Source organism: Stutzerimonas marianensis, assembly GCF_022810315.1.
GTDB classification, from domain to species: Bacteria; Pseudomonadota; Gammaproteobacteria; order Pseudomonadales; family Pseudomonadaceae; genus Stutzerimonas; species Stutzerimonas marianensis.
Genome location: NZ_JALGRD010000007.1, coordinates 203,701 through 221,048, shown reverse-complemented (window position 1 = coordinate 221,048; position 17,348 = coordinate 203,701). Strand labels below are relative to the sequence as shown.

The following is a 17,348-nucleotide window of genomic DNA, read 5'->3' as shown; positions in this document are numbered from 1 at the left end:
CGCGCAGTTTAAACGCAGGGCTTGCGGAATGGACGGCCCGGCAAAAATTCTCTTGCCGCGTCCCACGATCCGTCAGGACAGCGCATGCTGGCGGTCCAGCTCGATGGCCTTGTCCAGCGTCTCCAGCAAGGCCTTGCGAACCTTCAGTTTGGTGTTTCGGTGCGCCGTCATGTTGATCTTCTTCAGCTGCTCGGCGGTTGCCCGGGCGACCGGCATCAGCTCACCCACTGGCACTACGCGGTCGAGGAAACCCGCATCGACGGCACCCTGCGGGTCGAAGATCTCGCCATTGATGACCGAACGATGAAACGCCGACTTGCGCAGCCGGTCGCGCGCCAGTTCGATGCCAGCGTGATGCATGGTCATGCCGATCTGGACTTCGTTCAAGCCGATGTGAAAGGCCCCCTCGACGCCAATTCGATAATCGGCGCTCAGCAACAGGAATGCACCCTTGGCAATGGCATGGCCCGGGCAAGCCAGAATGATGGGAAAAGGATGGGCCAGCATGCGGCGAGTGAAGGTGGAGCCGGTAGCGACCAGCGAAATCGCAGCCTCCGCACTGGATGTCATGACCTTGAGGTCGTAGCCACCCGAAAGGATGCCCGGCTGGCCGGTAATGATCACCACCGCACGATCCTGCTCTGCACGATCGAGCGCAGCGTTCAGGGCTTCGAAGACCGCCGGGGACAGGGCGTTGACCTTGCCGTTGTTGATCGTCAGCGTGGCGATACCATCGTCGAGTTCGTAAGAGACCAGATCACTCATGGCGCGGATTCCTTGTTAGAAGTCGCCAGACGTTAACCAGCGAGGATCGGCAGGTAAAGCGCGGTGACCGACCGCCCGGTCACGCCGGCGTGATCCCGGCTTGGAAAAAACCGAAGAGAAACGACGCCCTAGTGGGCTTCGGCCGGTTCTGGCTCGAGCTCCAGGACCGCAAGCAATTCCGGGTGGAGGATGCACTGCAGCTGCGGATCGGACACGAACAATCCGTACGAACCGTCGGACAGCCCGCTGCTGATGCGATAGGGCGTGCCGTCTGCGTCGACGGTCAGTTGCGCCAGGTCCAGATAGCGCGGCTCGCAAGGCAGCTTGTCCGCGTTACGCAACACCACCACCTTCGGACGCAAATGCAGTTCCGGGTGCTTTTCAAGCACCAGAGCCACCTCGCCGGTGTGCAGCTCCACCAGGGTTCCGACGGGAAATACGCCAAGCCAGCGAATGAATTCCTGAACGAGTGCCTCGTCGAACTGCTGGTCAGCACCGCTGCGCAATATGTCATAGGCCACCTGGATCGGCCGGGCATTGTCATAAGAACGGTGACTGGTGATGGCATCGAAGGCATCGACGATGGTGATTACACGAGTGACAAAGGGAATCTGGTAGCGGTCTAGCCCCTGTGGGTAGCCACGCCCATCCAGGCGCTCGTGGTGCCCATGCGCGGCCTGCACCGCTGCCGGCGGAATGTCAGCCTGAGTGCAAAGCGCCTGGTAGCCGAATGCAGGGTGTTGCTTGACGTGCTCGAACTCCGCTTGGGTGAGCTTGCCAGGCTTGTTCAGCACCATCGGGTCAATCTTCATTTTGCCGACATCGTGGAGCAAGCCGGCGATGCCGAGCAGCTCGACCTTCTCGTCGGTCAGGCCCAAATGCGCGCCGAAGCCCATCGCAAGGATCGAGACCGACAGGCAGTGCAGGCTCGTGTAGACGTCCTGCGACTTCAGTCGCGCCAGCCAGAGCATGGCACTTTCATTGCGCAGCATGCTCTCCAGATTGCGCTTGACGAGCTGCTGGCACGCCTTGGTATCGATCGCGCGCCCCTGCTGCACGTCGAGCAAGACCTGATCGAGCACCGTCACGCTGTTCTGGTAGGCCTCGTGAGCTTCCTGCACCTCGAGTGACAGCGGAATGCGGTTGAGTTTGCGGGTTACCTTCAGTGGCGTCGCCGACGGCACGACCAATTGACCCTGATCGACCAGCACACGGCGGGTGTCGTCGACGAACACGTAATCGCAGCGTTCTCGCACCGCCTGGATGTGCTCAGGTTTGAGCAGCGGAAAGCCCTGGAAAAGAAAATCTGTCTGGCGCCACGGACGATCCAGCTCGCAAATGAACATGCCGAGTTCCAGGTGGCTGACGTGCAGCCGCCGCTTGGTCGGAACCAGCACCGCATCCGGGCGCTTGCGCTTGCTTTTGAATAACTTCATCGAAGCCTTTCCCGGCTTTTCATATTCTGGTGTCGCCATCAGGCCGAGCAACGGACACCCACGAGACTTCAGAACCCTAGAATATGCGTAGGTTCCCTGAACACGGCCAAATTGCCAGTATTTAAACTGCCGCTTAACCGCATGAAAAAACTCAAAAACTTTTTGCCATTGGCGAAGTGTTCGGCTACATTAGCGCGCCTCGACGGACACCAGCTGTCCTCGAGATCCGGTGAGGTGTCCGAGCGGTTGAAGGAGCACGCCTGGAAAGTGTGTATACGGGAAACCGTATCGAGGGTTCGAATCCCTCCCTCACCGCCAGACCCATACAAAGCCCCGTCATCCGGGGCTTTGTCGTTTCCGGGCCAGGCAAAGTGCCCTTCACTGCTCGCGCTTGCGCCTCAGTTGCCGCCCGACGCCCCGAGGCTCGTGCCCCCGGGCCCTGCGTTCCCGTTACCGCTGGATGTTCCGATTCCACCCGCTGGCGCACCACCCGCCGACCCGGCGTTTCCATTTGCACCATTACGGGGACTGGATTCGCCCGGCGTACCGGTCGTCGTGGACGTCCCTGGACCGGTTGTCGAAATTCCCGGACCGGTCGTCGTGATCGGCGAATCCTCCGCGCCGGGCTGGGCGGGATCCGGATCGCCGACCGGGTCATTGCTCAACCCCGGCGTGGCGCCCGACTGCTGTGGCGAGGCAGCACGCGGTCCGATGGCGCGGTTCGACGGTACCGCACCGGTGTCGGGCGCCTGCTCCGCCTGGCGGGCTGCCTCCGGCTCGCGGATGGCATTGATCTCGCGCCCGGTCTCACGCCTTTCGGCTTCCATTCGCGCACCAATGCGGTCGCGCTCCTGCTGGAGCGTCAGGCCCTCTTCCTGCGCCGCGGCCTGCCCGGCGGCAATAACGGTCAGTAGCGGGATCATCAGGTATCGAGTCATGTCGTGCCCTCTCTTTTCGTCGGCTTGTCTCTGATGGACAACCGGGAGCCCGATGGGTGCGCGATACCTGCTGCTGAAACGATGGTCCACATATTGCTTTGTTTTTTTCAGGAACGAAGCTGACCACACCTGCGTGCAGAACCATGCGACCAGGGCCCTCGACAGGGGCGCCTGCGTCATCCTCATGCAGCGCGTTCCCATCATCACAGCCATCAAGACGCGGCTCCCATCGACGTCCGCGCCTGACAACAACAAGGCCGCCATCATGTTCAAGCACAAGAAAATCAGGCAGGCGACCCTGATCCTGATCGCCACGGCAGTGGTGCTCATCCTTCCCAACCTCAGCCGACTGATAAGCTGAGCGCGATCCAACGTCCGAGGAGCAAGCGCCATGCACCGACTCTTGATCGCACTGATCGCCTTTGCATCGCTGGCTAGCGCCGGGCAGGTCGACCAGTCCGCCGCGCTCCGTGCACTGCAGCAACCGGACGCGGTCCTTATCGACGTGCGAACCGAGCAGGAGCATGCCCAAGGCGCCCTACCCGGTGCGACACGCATCGAAACGGCAGATCTGGCCGAACGCATCGCCAGCATAGTGCCCGACAAGGGCACCCCGGTGGTGCTCTATTGCCGCAGCGGCAGCCGTTCCTCCGCGGCACAGGACCTGTTGCGCGAGATGGGCTATGAAAAGGTCTACAATGCCGGCGGTTATGAGGACCTCAAGGGCATTACCCCGCCCCGCTGACGCTCGGGGCGTGCCACAGCGTTTCGCTTTCGAGGCGGCTAATCGGGAACTAATGCGCGACCGTGACTACTGAAAAGAGTCATCGCTCTTAGACCGGAGGCCTCGTTAGATGAATTGGGACCAGATGCTGAACGAACAGCTGTGGATCAACATCGCCATCATCCTTGGCGTTACCGTCGTCAGCTACCTGGTCCTGCAGACCGTGCTGCGCCTCATCACCAACCGTTTGAGAAAGCTCGCCAAGGGCTCGCGCAGCGGTTTCGCCAGTATTGCGGCGGAAATGCTCAGCCGCACCAGCCATGTCCTGCTGATTGCCCTGTCGCTGCTCATCGCCCTGAAGGTCGTGCAGCTGCCGGACCGCTGGGAATCGGCCATGTCGCATGGCTGGTTCATCGCCTTGGCGTTCCAGATCGCGCTGTGGATGGATACCGCCGCGCGCCTGTGGATGGAAAGCCTGACGCGCGACGGCAAGGCACGCAACCCGGTCACCACGACCATCATCGGCATCATGATCCGCATCGTCATCTGGACGATGATGCTGTTGTCGATCCTGGCCAACCTGGGGGTGGATATCACCGCCATGGTCGCCAGCCTGGGCGTGGGCGGCATCGCCATCGCCCTGGCCGTACAGACGCTGCTCAGCGATATCTTCGCGTCGCTGTCGATCGGCGTGGACAAGCCCTTCGAAATCGGTGACTTCGTCGTATTCGGCTCGGTTGCGGGCAACATCGAGCACATCGGTCTGAAGACCACCCGCATCCGCGCGCTGAGCGGCGAGCAGGTGGTTTGCGCCAACGCCGACCTGCTCAAGCAGACCCTGCACAACTACAAGCGCATGAATACCCGACGGATCGTGTTCAAGTTCGGCATCACCTACAACACCCCATCGGACAAGGTCCGCGAAGTCGCCGCGCTGGTGAAGCGCATCATCGATGGTGTTGAAAATGCCAATTTCGACCGGGCGCATTTCTTGGCCTTCGACGACAGCCAGCTGACCTTCGAGGTCGTCTATATCATGCAGGTCTCGGACTACAACAAGTACATGGACGCCCAGCAGGAGATCAACCTGAAGCTGCTCGACGGCATCCGCGAGATGGGCGTGCAGTTCGCCTTCCCGACCCGCAGCGTCGAGTTCATCGGTGGCAGCTTCCCGGAACTCAGCGTCGCCGGCGTTCCAAAGGAAACGCCGGCCGCCAACCAGCAGCAGAGCGGTGACGCGCGACTGCAGCCCAATGCCTGAGCATGACGGCGGCTGGCCCGCCGCGCGCTCAGTGCGACCGGATCTTTTTGTGCGCCTCGATCAGTTGTGGCACCACGCCCGGGTCGGCCAGGGTGGAGACATCGCCCAGCGCGTCGAAGTCGTCGGTCGCGATCTTGCGCAGGATGCGCCGCATGATCTTGCCCGAGCGCGTCTTGGGCAGGCCCGGCGCCCACTGGATCACGTCCGGTACGGCGATCGGACCGATCTCCCGCCGCACCCACTGCTGCAGCTCCTGGCGTAGCTGATCGGAAGGCTCCTCGCCTGCGACGAGCGTCACGTAGACATAGATCCCCTGCCCCTTGAGCGGATGCGGCACGCCAACCACCGCCGCCTCGGCGACCTTGCGGTGCGCGACCATTGCGCTTTCGATCTCGGCCGTCCCCATGCGGTGACCCGAAACGTTGAGCACGTCATCCACCCGGCCAGTGATCCAGTAGTAGCCGTCCTCGTCCCGCCGCGCGCCATCTCCGGTGAAATACATGCCGCGGAAGGTCTTGAAATAGGTGTCGACGAAGCGATCGTGGTCACGGTAGATGGTACGCATCTGCCCCGGCCAGGAATCCAGAATCACCAGATTGCCCTCGGTCGCGCCTTCGAGCAGGTTACCAAGGTTGTCCACCAGGCCAGGCACCACGCCAAAGAAGGGTCGCGTCGCCGAGCCGGGTTTGAGTGCAGTGGCGCCCGGCAGCGGAGTGATGAGGATGCCGCCGGTCTCGGTCTGCCACCAGGTATCGACGATCGGGCAGCGCGATTTGCCTACCGTCTCGTAGTACCAGTGCCAGGCCTCCGGGTTGATGGGTTCGCCCACCGAGCCCAGCAATCGCAGGCTCGAGCCATCGCCGCCTTCCATCGCCGCAGCGCCCTCGGCCATCATCGAGCGGATCGCTGTCGGCGCGGTGTAGAGGATGTTGACCTTGTGCTTGTCGATGATCCTCGCGATGCGAGTGACGTCGGGGTGGTTCGGCACGCCTTCGTACATCAGGGTGGTGGCGCCATTGGCCAGAGGCCCGTAGACCAGATAACTGTGGCCGGTGATCCAGCCCACATCGGCCGTGCACCAGTAGACCTCCCCGGCCCGGTAGTCGAACACTCGCTCATGCGTCAGCGCAGCGTAGAGCAAGTAGCCGCCGCAGGTATGCAGCACGCCCTTGGGCTTGCCGGTGGAGCCGGACGTATAGAGGATGAACAGCGGTTCCTCGGCACCCATCTCCTTAGGCGCGCAGACGTCTCCAGCGACGCGCATCAGTTCGTCGTACCAGATGTCACGGTGCGGGTGCCATGGAATCGGGTTGCCGGTACGCCGCACCACGATGATCTTCTGTACACAGCTGGTCTGCGGGTTGGTCAGGGCCTCGTCGACGTTGGCCTTGAGCGGGACGATCTTGCCGCCGCGCAGCCCCTCGTCCGCAGTGATCACGACCTTCGAACTGCCGTCGATGATGCGCCCGGCCAGCGCTTCGGGCGAAAAGCCACCGAAGACCACCGAATGGATCGCGCCGATGCGGGCACAGGCAAGCATGGCCACCGCCACCTCCGGAATCATCGGCATATAGATGGTCACCACGTCGCCACGGTGCACGTCCTGCCCACGCAGGGCGTTGGCGAACTTGCTCACCTCGTGATGAAGCTCGCGATAAGTGATGAGGCGGTGGTCCGAGGGGTCGTCGCCTTCCCAGATGATCGCCACCTCGTCACCGCGCTTGTCCAGATGGCGGTCCAGGCAGTTGGCCGACACGTTGAGGGTGCCGTCGGCGAACCACTTGATGTCCACGTGGTGGTCATCGAAGGAGGTCTGTTTGACTCGTGTGAAGGGCTTGATCCAATCGAGGCGCGCGGCCTGCTCGCGCCAGAAGCCGTCGGGATTGACCACCGACTGCTGGTACAGCGCTTTGTAGGTGGCCTCGTCGGTCAATGATCGGGCGGCAACTTCCGGGCTTACGGGATACAGGGACGCAGCACTCATGGCAGTACCTCACTCGTCGGTCTCGTTATCTTTCGAATAACCCCTGTCCTACAGGCGAACCATACGAATCCCAACCAAGCGCCTGGCAGACATCATCTTCGAGCTACGCGGGGCTACCTTGTTCCACCGGGCATCGCCCGCCGGCCTCCTGCAAGCATAGACGCTCCTTCGAGGCTGTACTTCCCGCCGCAACGGCTGTCATAGCTCCAATGCCCGATCGCCACGACAGACATGACCATGCCAGCTACGTCCAACATACTCTTTCGCCTGTTCAAGAGAATCGCCGCCAGCATCGCCTTCTATCCGGTGATGATCTCGGCGCTCTATGCGCTGATCGCTGCAGCCATACTGGGGTTCGAAGCCACGCCACTGGCGGGCTCGCTGGCCGAGCACCTGCCCTCGGGCCTGAAAGACCCCGACACGGGACGGGAAATACTCGGCACACTGATCACCAGCATCATCTCGCTGATGGTGTTCAGCTTCTCCATGGTGATGGTGGTGCTCAACGGCGCGGCAGCGCGCCTGACGCCACGCGTCCTGCCCGGGTTGATCAGCGACACGCGCAACCGTGTGATCCTCGGCATCTACCTGGGCAGCACGCTCTACTACCTGCTGATGATCAGCGTGATCAATACGAACGAGCCGCCCAGCATCCCATCGGTCGGCCTGGCGCTCGGCCTACTGATGGGCATCCTCAACCTGGCGATGTTCGTGGTCTTCATTCGCTCGGTATCACAGTCGATCCAGGTCGACTGGGTGCTGAACCAGCTGTACGAAGGCGCCTACGCCAACCTCGAAAAGCGCAAGAAACGCCTCGCGCGGGCGCAGCCCTTCCCGGCTGCGCAGGACTGGTGGTGTCTGCCGGCCGCGACGCCGGGCTACCTGCGTTCGGTCAATGAGCAACGCCTGGGGGAGCTACTGAGCAAGCGCGGCCTGATCGGGGCGATTCAGGTCGAGCCCGGCTTCTTTCTCGTCGAAGGGCACCCGCTGATCAGGTTCAGCGAGCCGTTGAACGAACAGGAGCAGGCATGGGCGCTCGACTGCTTCGACTTCCACAACAGCGAGTTCGCCGATGCCAACGTCTCCTACGGCCTGCGGCAGATGGCCGAGATCGCGGTCAAGGCAATCAGCCCGGCGATCAACGATCCGGGATCGGCGATGCGTGCGGTCAATCTGATCGGTGTCCTGCTGCAACGAATCGGCGGCGTTCCGCCATACGATGTCGGCTGTTTCGACGGAGGCACGGCGCGCCTGTTCTATCCGCAACTGGCCATGCAGCGCATGCTCGAAACCGTGATCGCGCCCATTCGCGTCTACGCCAGCCAGGACCCGCTGGTCATGATCACGCTTTTGCAGTGCATGAAGAATGCGCTGCACGACAGCCCGAGCGACGAGCAGATCGAGGCGATCCATGACGAAATCCGCGCCTTGCGCGACCAGGCGGATGCCGAGGTGAGCAACTGGCGTGACCGCCATGCGGTGAACGATGCCATCGAGCGACTGCTCAAGCTCGAGGGGCGCAAACACCCACAGGTGGCGCGAATCCCGGTCGACTCCCATCACCCCGGCTGAAAGCACCGCCCCGGTGGGGCGATGCGCACGAGGCCGGTCAATCGCCGGCGTTGGCGGCCTCGGCGGCCTTGATCAGGTCCGGGCCGATCTCGGCTTCATATTTCGTCCAGGCCGGACGCACCGCATCGCGCCAGGCGTTGCGCTGCTCTTCGGTCAAGACCAGGATCTCGCTCTTGCCGGTGTCGAGAATATCCTGACGCGCCTTGTCATTGAGGGCCTGCGCCTGGCGATTCACCTCGGTGGTGACCTCGTCGATAATCGCTTCCAGCTCGGTGCGCACCGGCGCGGGCAAGCCGTTCCAGAACTGGGTGTTGGTAATGAGCAGGTAGTTGCCGATGCCGTGGTTGGACTCGGTCATGTACGGCTGCACTTCGAAATAGCGCTGGCTGTAGATGTTCGACCAGGGGTTGTCCTGTGCATTGACCACGCCGGTCTGCAGCCCCTGATAGATCTCGGCAAAGGCCATCTTGCGTGGTACCGCCCGCAATGCCGTGTACTGCGCGGCCTGCAGGTCCGACGGCTGGACCCGGAACTTCAACCCCCGCGCATCGCTCGGCTCACGCAGCGGCTTGTTCGCCGTGAACTGACGCATCCCGTTCAGCCAATAGGCCAGACCCGTGATGCCCTTGTCCTCCATGGATTTGAGCATTGCCTTGCCCTTGTCCGACTGCTGGAAGCGTTGCGCGGCCGCCACGTCATCGAACAGGAACATCAGGTCGAACAGCTGCAACTGCTTGGTGTACTGCTCGAGCTTGGACGGGGCCGGGGCGAGCATCTGCACCTCGTTGAGCAGCAGCGCTTCCATTTCCTTGCCATCGCCGTAGAGCGAGGAGTTGGCGTAGACCTCTACCTTCACCTCGCCGGGCAGGCGCTCCTCGACCAGCTTCTTGAACAGAAGCGCGCCCTTCCCCTTCGGCGTGCTGTCGGCGGTGATGTGGGAGAACTTGATCAGGATAGGGGCGTCCGTTTGCGCTTCGGCCTGGGCGCTGAACACAGCGCACAGGGCCGAGGCGGCCAGCAAACGGGTGACGCTGCGCAGAGAAAGTCGTGCCATGGGAAAAGCTCCGTCTTGTAGTTGTGGTGAGCTGTGTACGTTCGGGACTCTACGCGGCACCGTTTCGGGCCGAAATTCATATTTGACCAAGCACGGCTTCGCCCATCGCGAAGGCACCAGGCTGCAGCGCGCAAGATCAGTCGCTCCCTTCGCGACTGGTGAGGTGTTCGAGCATTTGCCGGGCCGTTACCGACAGGGCTTCCAGATTGCGCACGCCGATCTTCAGTTCACGCCGCGCCCAGGGATCGGTCAGCGGGACCACCGCCACGTCCAGCACCGGCAGGTAGTTGCGCACCACCTGCTCCGGCAGTACGCCGATGCCCATGCCGGTGTGGATCATCCGGCAGATCGCCTCGAAGCTGCGTACCTGAATACGCAGCCGCAGCGGCGTGCCCAGCTGCAGCGACGATTGATGAAGCAGTGCGTGCAGCGAAGCATCCTGCTGCAGGCCAATAAAGTCGTAGCCGACCGCCTCGCGCAGTGCGAGCGCCGGCTGGCCGGCCAAGGCGTGACCGCGCGGCGTCACCAGCACCAGTTGGTCCTGCCGGTAGTTGAAGACCTGCAGATCCTCCGCGGCCATGTGCCCGGCGAAGATACCGATGTCCGTGAGGCCCTCGCGCAGCGCGCGGAGGGTGTCGCTGCTGACGCGTTCCTCGAGGTCGATCTTCACCTCGGGATGGCGCCTGGCAAAGCTGCTCAGATCCTCAGGCAGAAACTCGATCACCGCCGAGGTGTTGGCGTGGATGCGCACGTGGCCTTTGACGCCCTGGCTGAATTCACTGAGGTCCGCGTCCAGTTGCTGCAGACTGTCGAGCAGGTTGCGCGCATGGTGCAGCAGCGCATGGCCGGCCGGGGTCAGCTCCACACCCTTGGGCTGGCGATAGAGCAGGCTGACCCCGAGCTGCCCTTCCAGGTCACTGACGCGCTTGCTCACGGCCGCCAACGCCAGGTGCTCGCGCTCGGCGGCTCGCGTCAGGCTACGCTCGTCGGCGATCGCCGCGAACAACCGCAAGGTGACGAAATCGATTCGACGCATAGGGTGCTCCCTGTTCGTGACTGGCGAAGCGCCAACCATAAACTGCCTTACGCGTGGCGACATCTTGATTTCTGCCTTCGCGATAGGCGAAGCCACGCTTGGTTATCGAATAATTGTCCGTTGGCGCGCGCTCGGTCATCCTGCGTCCCACAGAGCTACCGGCACAGGTGTTGTGATGAACCAGAAGAACGAAGACAGCATGCCGCTGCAAGGCCTCAAGGTCATCGAGATGGGCCAGCTGATCGCCGGCCCCTTCGCCAGCAAGATGCTGGGCGAATTCGGCGCCCAGGTGATCAAGATCGAACCGCCGGGCATCGGCGACCCGCTGCGCAAGTGGCGCAAGCTGAAGAACGGCACCTCGCTCTGGTGGCACGTGCAATCGCGCAACAAGCAGTCCGTGACGCTCGACCTGAAGGCGCCGGAGGGTCAGGAGATCGTCCGCAAGCTGGTCGCCGACGCCGACGTGCTGGTCGAGAACTTCCGCCCCGGCACCCTCGAGGGCTGGGGTCTGGGTTGGGAGGAGCTGTCGCGCCTCAACCCGCGGCTGATCATGCTGCGCATCTCCGGCTATGGCCAGACCGGCCCCTATCGCGACCTGCCAGGCTTTGGCGTGATCGGTGAGGCCATGGGCGGCCTGCGCCATCTGTCCGGCTACCCGGGGCAGCCGCCGGTGCGGGTCGGCGTGAGCATCGGCGATTCGCTGTCCTCGCTGCATGGCGTGATCGGTGTGCTGCTGGCGTTACAGGAGCGCAACCGCAGCGGCAAGGGCCAGGAGATCGACGTCGCGCTTTACGAATCGGTGTTCGCCATGATGGAAAGCCTGGTGCCCGAGTACGATGCCTTCGGCTATATCCGCGAGCCGGCCGGCAGCGCCCTGCCCGGTATCACGCCGTCCAACTCCTATCGCTGCAACGACGGCACCTACGTGCTCATCGCCGGCAACGGCGACAGCATCTACCGGCGCCTGATGCAGCTGATCGAGCGTCAGGACCTTGCCGACGACCCTCGTTTCGCCCACAACGACGGCCGCGCGCAGCACGCCGACCTGATCGATGCCGCGATCGGCGAATGGACGATCAGGCACAGCCGCGACCAGGTCATCGAAGCGCTCAAGGCCGCACGCGTCCCGGCCGGCTACCCCTACAACGCCGCCGACATCGTGAAAGACCCTCACTACCTGGCGCGACAGATGATCGAGCAGGTCGAGACCAGCGCCGGCCCACTGAAGGTGCCAGGGGTGCTGCCCAAGCTCAGCCGCACGCCGGGTCGCATCGGCCACGGCGGCCCGGACCTGGGCGAGCACACCGACGACGTGCTGGCCGGGCTCGGTCTCACCGACGAGCAACGCCAGGGCCTGCGCGAGCGCGGGATCATCTGAACGCCACGCAGGCTGGACAACGCGAAGCGTGTCCGCCTCCGAGGCAACCGAAAAGGTGGATGGATGAAGCGTCATCCACCCTACGAAACCCAGGATTCAGTTATGAACAAACGCCTGTATATCCAGGATGTCGCCACCCGCGACGGCTTCCAGATCGAGCCGGCCTTCGTGCCCACCGAGGACAAGATCGCGCTGATCGACCGCCTTTCCGAAACGGGATTGGCGAAGATCGAAGTCACCTCCTTCACCTCGCCCAAGGCCATTCCCAACCTGCGCGACGCCGAAGAGGTCATGCGCGGTATCCGCCGGGTGCCAGGCGTCGAGTACACCGTGCTGGTGCCAAACGTGAAGGGCTGCGAGCGCGCCCTGGCCTGCGAGGTGGACGAGATCAACCTGGTGATGTCGGCCAGCGACACCCACGGCCTGGCCAACCTGCGCATGACGCCCGAGCAATCGCTGGAGCAGTTCAAGGCGATCATCGAGGTCACCCGTGGCAGCCCGGTGTTCGTCAACGCCTCGTTGTCGACGGCCTTTGGCTGCCCGTTCGAAGGCGAGGTCCCGCCTGCCCGGGTCATGGCGCTGGTGCAGCAGTTGCTGGATATCGGCGTGCAAGGCGTGACCCTTTGCGACACCACGGGCATGGCCGACCCGGCGCAAGTCGAGCGCCTCTGCCGAGACGCGCTGCGCCGCTGGCCAGAGGCGGTGTTCACGGCGCACTTCCACAATACCCGCGGGATGGGCCTGGCTAACGCCCTGGCCGCACTCAACGCCGGCATCGACCGTTTCGACGCCTCGCTCGGCGGCCTCGGCGGCTGTCCTTACGCGCCGGGTGCCAGCGGCAACATCTGCACCGAAGATTTGGTGCACATGTTCCAGCGCATGGGGCTCGACACGGGGGTCGACCTGGACCGCCTGCTGCAATGCGCCGCCGACCTGCCGCTACTGGTCGGCCACGACGTGCCGGGCGCCGTGCTCAAGGCAGGCACGTCGGACCGGCGCTATCCGAAACCTGCATGGATGGAGGGTTGAAGCGCTTGCGAAGGCGACTCAGGCGCGGAGCTAACCGGAGCCCTTCGCCACGCCCCTTCGGCGCCGCCTTCTCGCAAGACCCGCTCTTGCGGGTAGGCCTGCCCCAAGCGCGAACCGGGCTTGCGAACGAATCCGAAGCCGCCTGATTGGCGGCGGCCGCCTGTACGTCGAGTTGACCCGACGGCAAACAAACTGACCAAACGCGTCAGCCCGCCTCGCACGCCCCTTCTCCGACGGAGCCCAGCCCAAGGGTCGGCTTCGTTAACCCCTTCACCTTCCCGCCATCCCGCCCGCGCCCCGCGTCACAAAACCGACTCCACCAAACGCTCATGCCAACAATATGGCGCATCGGTTGCTTCCTTCAGCGCAATGACAAGAAGCAAGGGATCGGCACCGATGAGCAAGCGCAACAGATCGAACCTCAATCTCGGCCTCAGGCTCACCCGCAGGACGCTGCTCGGTCTGTGTATCTGCACGTCGGCCTATGGAACGCCGCTGCCCCCGGCGGAACTGATGCCGGAGATCCAGCAAGAGTTCGTTCGCTTGTACGAGCTGCCGGATTCCCTGCTGCGTTTGCAGGTCGAGCCCGCGCTGGAGATTTTCCCCGAGTACCGCAGCACGCTCGTGCAATACCTGGCCCAGCAGGCGAGCCCGGAACGGCAGGCGCTCCTGGCGGACATTGCCAAGGCCAACGAGCAGGAACGCCTGGCCTGGTTCCAGACACCGCGGGGCCGTGGCCTGATCGCCGCAAGCACCGTGGCGGGCACGGCCGTACTGGCCGCCCACCGCGACTCGGGGAGCGACCGACCTGCACCTCAGGACAGCGCCAAACCGACACCTGAACCGGAGCCGACACCAACACCGAGTCCGGAACCCACACCGCCCTCGACACCCGATCCAGAACCGAGCCCAGACCCGACCCCCGATCCGACCCCTGAACCGGATCCTCAGCCCGATCCCGTACCTGAGCCGCCCCGGCTTGCCGTGCCGGATGACTTCCGGACGGCCGAATTCAACCGCGCCAATCATCTCTCGATACTCGGTGCCGACTATGCCTACGCCCGCGGCGCCACGGGCGAAGGTGTGGTCGTCGCCGTGAAGGACACCGGAGTCGATATCGACGCCCCGGAGCTTCGCAACCAGATCGCCCCTGGCGGCGATTACGTCACCGACGGTGGCGAGCGGATGTCCGATACCGGCACCCACGGCACCGCGGTCGCCAAGGCACTGGCGGCGGAGAAGAACGACTCGGCCGTGCACGGCGTCGCCTATGACGCCAAGCTGCTGCCCATTCGAGTGCTCGGCTCCGGCGCGCTGAGCGACCGCGACCAGGTGGCCCGGGAGATCCAGTACGGCGCGCGTGTCTCCAACAACAGCTGGAGCCTGACACGCAAAGGCGGCGGCACGTCGCGCATCGAGGACAACGCCGACGGCGGCGCCTGGGTACGCGATCACTTCGGGCCGATCTACCAGCAGGGCGTGGATGCCGGCATCGTGTATGTCTGGGCGGCTGGCAACAGTGGCGACAGCCAGCCGAGTTCACTCGCCGCATTGCCGGTTCTGGTTCCAGGGCTGCAGGGGCAATGGCTGGCCGTGGTGGCGGTGGACAACCTCGGCGAGTCGGCGGGCAGCATTTCCAGCTACTCGAACCGCTGCGGGGACGCGGCGGCCTGGTGCATCGCCGCGCCCGGGCAGGTCGTGGTCGATGTCAGCGCCGATGGCCAGCCGCAGTGGGTCGCCGGCACGTCCATCGCCGCGCCGCAGGTCAGCGGCGGTGTTGCCCTGTTGATGGATCGCTTCCCGACCCTCAGCCCCGAGCAGATCGTCGAGCGACTGCTGGTCTCGGCCAGCAAGACCGGGCCCTATTCCAACCAGGCAGTCTATGGCCAGGGCCTGATGGACCTGAATGCGGCCACCCAGCCGATCGGCGCGCTGATGATCGAAACCAGCAGCGGGCGGATCGTGCCCTTCAGCGCTGCAGTGCTGTCGGAAAGCTCCGCGATGGGCAGCGCGATCCGCGACTCGCTCGCCAAGGTCAGCCTGGTCTTGAAGGACAGCCTGGATGCGCCTTTCGTGTACAGCGGCACCATCCTCAGTGCCAACACCCAGGCCGAACGCACCCGCCTCGACACAGACGGCTACCTGGCGCGCTTCGATCAGGAATACCGCACACAGTCCCTGACCATCGAAGGTGGCCTGCGCCTGGACTATACGACTGGCAGCGAAGGCAGCGGACTCGGGGCGCTTGGCGAAGTCCAGGCCTGGCAACCCTTGGGGTCCGATCTATCACTGAGCGCCAGCTTCAATACCGACCCGTCTTGGAACCAGGGCCTGCAGAGCCTGGCTCCGACGTTGAAATACGCCAGCCTGACACGCGCCTTCGGCAACCCTTACCTGAGCCTGGACGAGCAAGCCAGCGGCGCCGGCATGCACTGGCAACTGGGCAAGGGATGGCAGGGTGGCCTGCAGATCCAGGCGGGCAAGGCGCCGCAGCACTTCGCCGAGCGCAAGGCCTCCGCGTTGCAACAGAGCGTGCAGACCGAATGGGGCTACGTCGCGCCGTCAGGCCTGGCCGCCAGCGTGCAGCTGGGCGTGTTGAACGAAGCAGACCGCCTGCTCGGTACGCAAAGCGAGGGTCTGTTCGGCGACGCGCAGGCGCGGACGCTATTCAGCGGCCTGAACCTGGCGCTGCCGTTGAATGACGATTGGCAGCTTTACGGACGGTACAACCGGGGTCGGACGCGGCTCGCCAGCTCTGGCTGGATGGACGCCGGACGCCTGAACAGCGACAGCTTTACCCTCGGCATCATCGGCCGGCCGGCTTCCGGCTGGCAGCTGGGCGCCCTCGCCTACCAACCCCTGCGGCTGAGGGAGGGCAGGCTCTCGACCACATTGCCGACCGGTCTGAACCGGGACAACAGCGTCGTCTGGAACCGGGTCGACCTGAACCTGGACGCAAACGGCCATCACATGGAGTACGAGATGTTCTTCCGCTACGACCTGCCGGTCTGGGCGATCACCTTCAAGGGCAGCTTGCTGCGCATCGAGGATTACAACAACGAAACGGGCAACGATGACCTGATGCTGATGCTCAACGCCGGCATGACCTACTAGCCCGCAGCGTTCCGCACCACGGCCACAGATGCCCGGCGCGAGGCCGGGCACCTGGCGAATCAGCGCTGGTTCGCCGCTTCAGCTGCCTGGATCAGATCAGCCCCGATCTCGCCCTCGAACTTCGTCCACACCGGCCGCATCGCCTCACGCCATTCGGCGCGCTGCTCCGGGGTCAGCTCGATGATCTCGGTCTTGCCGGATTCGGCGATGGCGCGCTTGGCCTTCTGGTTGAGTTCGTCGGCCTGGCGGTTCACCTCGACCGTCACCTCGCCCATGATCTTTTCCAGCTCGCTGCGAACGTCCTCGGGCAGGCCGCGCCAGAACTGGGTGTTGGTGATCACCATGTAATCGATCAGGCCATGGTCGGACTCGGTGATGTACTTCTGCACCTCGTGCACCTTCTGGCTTTCATAGTTCGACCAGGTGTTCTCGGTGCCATTGACCACGCCGGTCTGCAGGCCCTGATAGACCTCTGCAAAGCTCATCTTGCGCGGGTTGGCACGCACGGCCTTGAACTGTTCCTCCAGCACCTGCGAGGCCTGCACGCGGAACTTCAATCCGCGGGCATCCTTGGGTTCGCGCAGCGGCTTGTTGGCCGACATCTGCTTGGTACCGTTGTGCCAGTAGGCCAGCCCGGTGATGTTCTTGTCTTCCATCGAGGTGAGCAGCGCCTTCCCTTGCGGGCTGCTCTGAAAGCGATCGGCCGCGGCCAGGTCGTCGAACAGGAACGGCAGGTCGAATATCTGGATGGGCTTGGCGTAATGCTCGAACTTGGCCAGCGAGGGCGCCAGCATGTGCACGTCGCCGATCAGCAAGGCCTCCATTTCCTTGCCGTCGCCGAACAGCGACGAGTTCGGGTAGACCTCGACCGTGACCTTGCCCGGCAGGCGCTCTTCGGCCAGCTTCTTGAACAGCAGGGCACCCTGCCCCTTCGGTGTGTTATCCGCCACCACGTGCGAGAACTTGATGGTGATGGGCTCCGCCTGGACGAGCCCGGCGATGGACAGCGAAAGCGCGCAGGCGATCGCCTTGAATGTGTTGCTCAGCATGAAAGTAC

At 63.8% G+C, this 17,348-nt stretch carries 13 protein-coding genes and 1 tRNA gene; 7 read left to right on the top strand and 7 right to left on the bottom strand.

The window, feature by feature from the left end; translation table 11 throughout:
* Window positions 1-72 precede the first annotated feature (72 nt).
* The gene (locus tag MST27_RS14010; RefSeq protein WP_243606556.1) at window positions 73-765 is read right to left on the bottom strand and encodes a crotonase/enoyl-CoA hydratase family protein; all 693 of its coding nucleotides are present in this window, start codon (window positions 763-765) and stop codon (window positions 73-75) included.
* Between the two features lie 128 nt (window positions 766-893).
* A complete protein-coding gene (locus tag MST27_RS14005) occupies window positions 894-2,201 on the bottom strand; it encodes an HD-GYP domain-containing protein (RefSeq protein WP_243606555.1) in 1,308 nt (435 codons plus the stop codon).
* Window positions 2,202-2,429: 228 nt separating this feature from the next.
* Here MST27_RS14005 and MST27_RS14000 point away from each other — a divergent pair.
* Window positions 2,430-2,519, top strand: a tRNA-Ser gene (locus MST27_RS14000).
* A gap of 80 nt (window positions 2,520-2,599) precedes the next feature.
* Here the strand turns inward: MST27_RS14000 and MST27_RS13995 are convergent.
* The gene (locus MST27_RS13995) at window positions 2,600-3,469 is read right to left on the bottom strand and encodes a hypothetical protein (protein WP_243606655.1); all 870 of its coding nucleotides are present in this window, start codon (window positions 3,467-3,469) and stop codon (window positions 2,600-2,602) included.
* A gap of 61 nt (window positions 3,470-3,530) precedes the next feature.
* Between MST27_RS13995 and MST27_RS13990 the strand changes: the two genes are divergently transcribed.
* Window positions 3,531-3,884 carry a rhodanese-like domain-containing protein gene (locus tag MST27_RS13990; protein WP_243606554.1) on the top strand — a complete coding sequence of 118 codons (354 nt, stop codon included), beginning with the start codon at window positions 3,531-3,533 and terminating at the stop codon, window positions 3,882-3,884.
* A gap of 109 nt (window positions 3,885-3,993) precedes the next feature.
* Window positions 3,994-5,124, top strand: a complete 1,131-nt coding sequence (locus tag MST27_RS13985) for a mechanosensitive ion channel family protein (protein ID WP_243606553.1) — start codon at window positions 3,994-3,996, stop codon at window positions 5,122-5,124.
* A gap of 28 nt (window positions 5,125-5,152) precedes the next feature.
* On the opposite strand, the gene acs is transcribed toward MST27_RS13985, so the two are convergent.
* Window positions 5,153-7,108 carry an acetate--CoA ligase gene (gene acs, locus MST27_RS13980; RefSeq protein WP_243606552.1) on the bottom strand — a complete coding sequence of 652 codons (1,956 nt, stop codon included), beginning with the start codon at window positions 7,106-7,108 and terminating at the stop codon, window positions 5,153-5,155.
* 237 nt (window positions 7,109-7,345) lie between these two features.
* Between acs and MST27_RS13975 the strand changes: the two genes are divergently transcribed.
* A complete protein-coding gene (locus MST27_RS13975) occupies window positions 7,346-8,680 on the top strand; it encodes a DUF2254 domain-containing protein (protein WP_243606551.1) in 1,335 nt (444 codons plus the stop codon).
* 37 nt (window positions 8,681-8,717) lie between these two features.
* On the opposite strand, the gene MST27_RS13970 is transcribed toward MST27_RS13975, so the two are convergent.
* Complete coding sequence (locus MST27_RS13970; protein ID WP_243606550.1) at window positions 8,718-9,734, bottom strand: TRAP transporter substrate-binding protein; 1,017 nt, start codon at window positions 9,732-9,734, stop codon at window positions 8,718-8,720.
* 136 nt (window positions 9,735-9,870) lie between these two features.
* Window positions 9,871-10,770: a LysR family transcriptional regulator gene (locus tag MST27_RS13965; protein WP_243606549.1), complete on the bottom strand. Its 900-nt coding sequence runs from the start codon at window positions 10,768-10,770 to the stop codon at window positions 9,871-9,873.
* Window positions 10,771-10,945: 175 nt separating this feature from the next.
* Between MST27_RS13965 and MST27_RS13960 the strand changes: the two genes are divergently transcribed.
* From MST27_RS13960 to MST27_RS13950, 3 genes are all read left to right on the top strand, one after another.
* Complete coding sequence (locus tag MST27_RS13960) at window positions 10,946-12,148, top strand: CaiB/BaiF CoA transferase family protein (protein ID WP_243606548.1); 1,203 nt, start codon at window positions 10,946-10,948, stop codon at window positions 12,146-12,148.
* A 102-nt stretch (window positions 12,149-12,250) separates the two neighbouring features.
* Window positions 12,251-13,177: a hydroxymethylglutaryl-CoA lyase gene (locus MST27_RS13955; protein WP_243606547.1), complete on the top strand. Its 927-nt coding sequence runs from the start codon at window positions 12,251-12,253 to the stop codon at window positions 13,175-13,177.
* Between the two features lie 396 nt (window positions 13,178-13,573).
* On the top strand, window positions 13,574-16,291 hold the full coding sequence (locus tag MST27_RS13950; RefSeq protein ID WP_243606546.1) for a S8 family peptidase: 2,718 nt from the start codon (window positions 13,574-13,576) through the stop codon (window positions 16,289-16,291).
* Window positions 16,292-16,350: 59 nt separating this feature from the next.
* On the opposite strand, the gene dctP is transcribed toward MST27_RS13950, so the two are convergent.
* The gene (gene dctP / locus MST27_RS13945) at window positions 16,351-17,340 is read right to left on the bottom strand and encodes a C4-dicarboxylate TRAP substrate-binding protein DctP (protein WP_243606545.1); all 990 of its coding nucleotides are present in this window, start codon (window positions 17,338-17,340) and stop codon (window positions 16,351-16,353) included.
* Window positions 17,341-17,348 lie beyond the last annotated feature (8 nt).

Bases quoted from the DNA above. Each gene is read 5' to 3' on its own strand.
- MST27_RS14010 (WP_243606556.1), bottom strand. From the start codon at position 765: ATGAGTGATCTGGTCTCTTACGAACTCGACGATGGTATCGCCACGCTG.
- MST27_RS14005 (WP_243606555.1), bottom strand. From the start codon at position 2,201: ATGAAGTTATTCAAAAGCAAGCGCAAGCGCCCGGATGCGGTGCTGGTT.
- MST27_RS13995 (WP_243606655.1), bottom strand. From the start codon at position 3,469: ATGAGCACCACTGCCGTGGCGATCAGGATCAGGGTCGCCTGCCTGATT.
- MST27_RS13990 (WP_243606554.1), top strand. From the start codon at position 3,531: ATGCACCGACTCTTGATCGCACTGATCGCCTTTGCATCGCTGGCTAGC.
- MST27_RS13985 (WP_243606553.1), top strand. From the start codon at position 3,994: ATGAATTGGGACCAGATGCTGAACGAACAGCTGTGGATCAACATCGCC.
- acs (WP_243606552.1), bottom strand. From the start codon at position 7,108: ATGAGTGCTGCGTCCCTGTATCCCGTAAGCCCGGAAGTTGCCGCCCGA.
- MST27_RS13975 (WP_243606551.1), top strand. From the start codon at position 7,346: ATGCCAGCTACGTCCAACATACTCTTTCGCCTGTTCAAGAGAATCGCC.
- MST27_RS13970 (WP_243606550.1), bottom strand. From the start codon at position 9,734: ATGGCACGACTTTCTCTGCGCAGCGTCACCCGTTTGCTGGCCGCCTCG.
- MST27_RS13965 (WP_243606549.1), bottom strand. From the start codon at position 10,770: ATGCGTCGAATCGATTTCGTCACCTTGCGGTTGTTCGCGGCGATCGCC.
- MST27_RS13960 (WP_243606548.1), top strand. From the start codon at position 10,946: ATGAACCAGAAGAACGAAGACAGCATGCCGCTGCAAGGCCTCAAGGTC.
- MST27_RS13955 (WP_243606547.1), top strand. From the start codon at position 12,251: ATGAACAAACGCCTGTATATCCAGGATGTCGCCACCCGCGACGGCTTC.
- MST27_RS13950 (WP_243606546.1), top strand. From the start codon at position 13,574: ATGAGCAAGCGCAACAGATCGAACCTCAATCTCGGCCTCAGGCTCACC.
- dctP (WP_243606545.1), bottom strand. From the start codon at position 17,340: ATGCTGAGCAACACATTCAAGGCGATCGCCTGCGCGCTTTCGCTGTCC.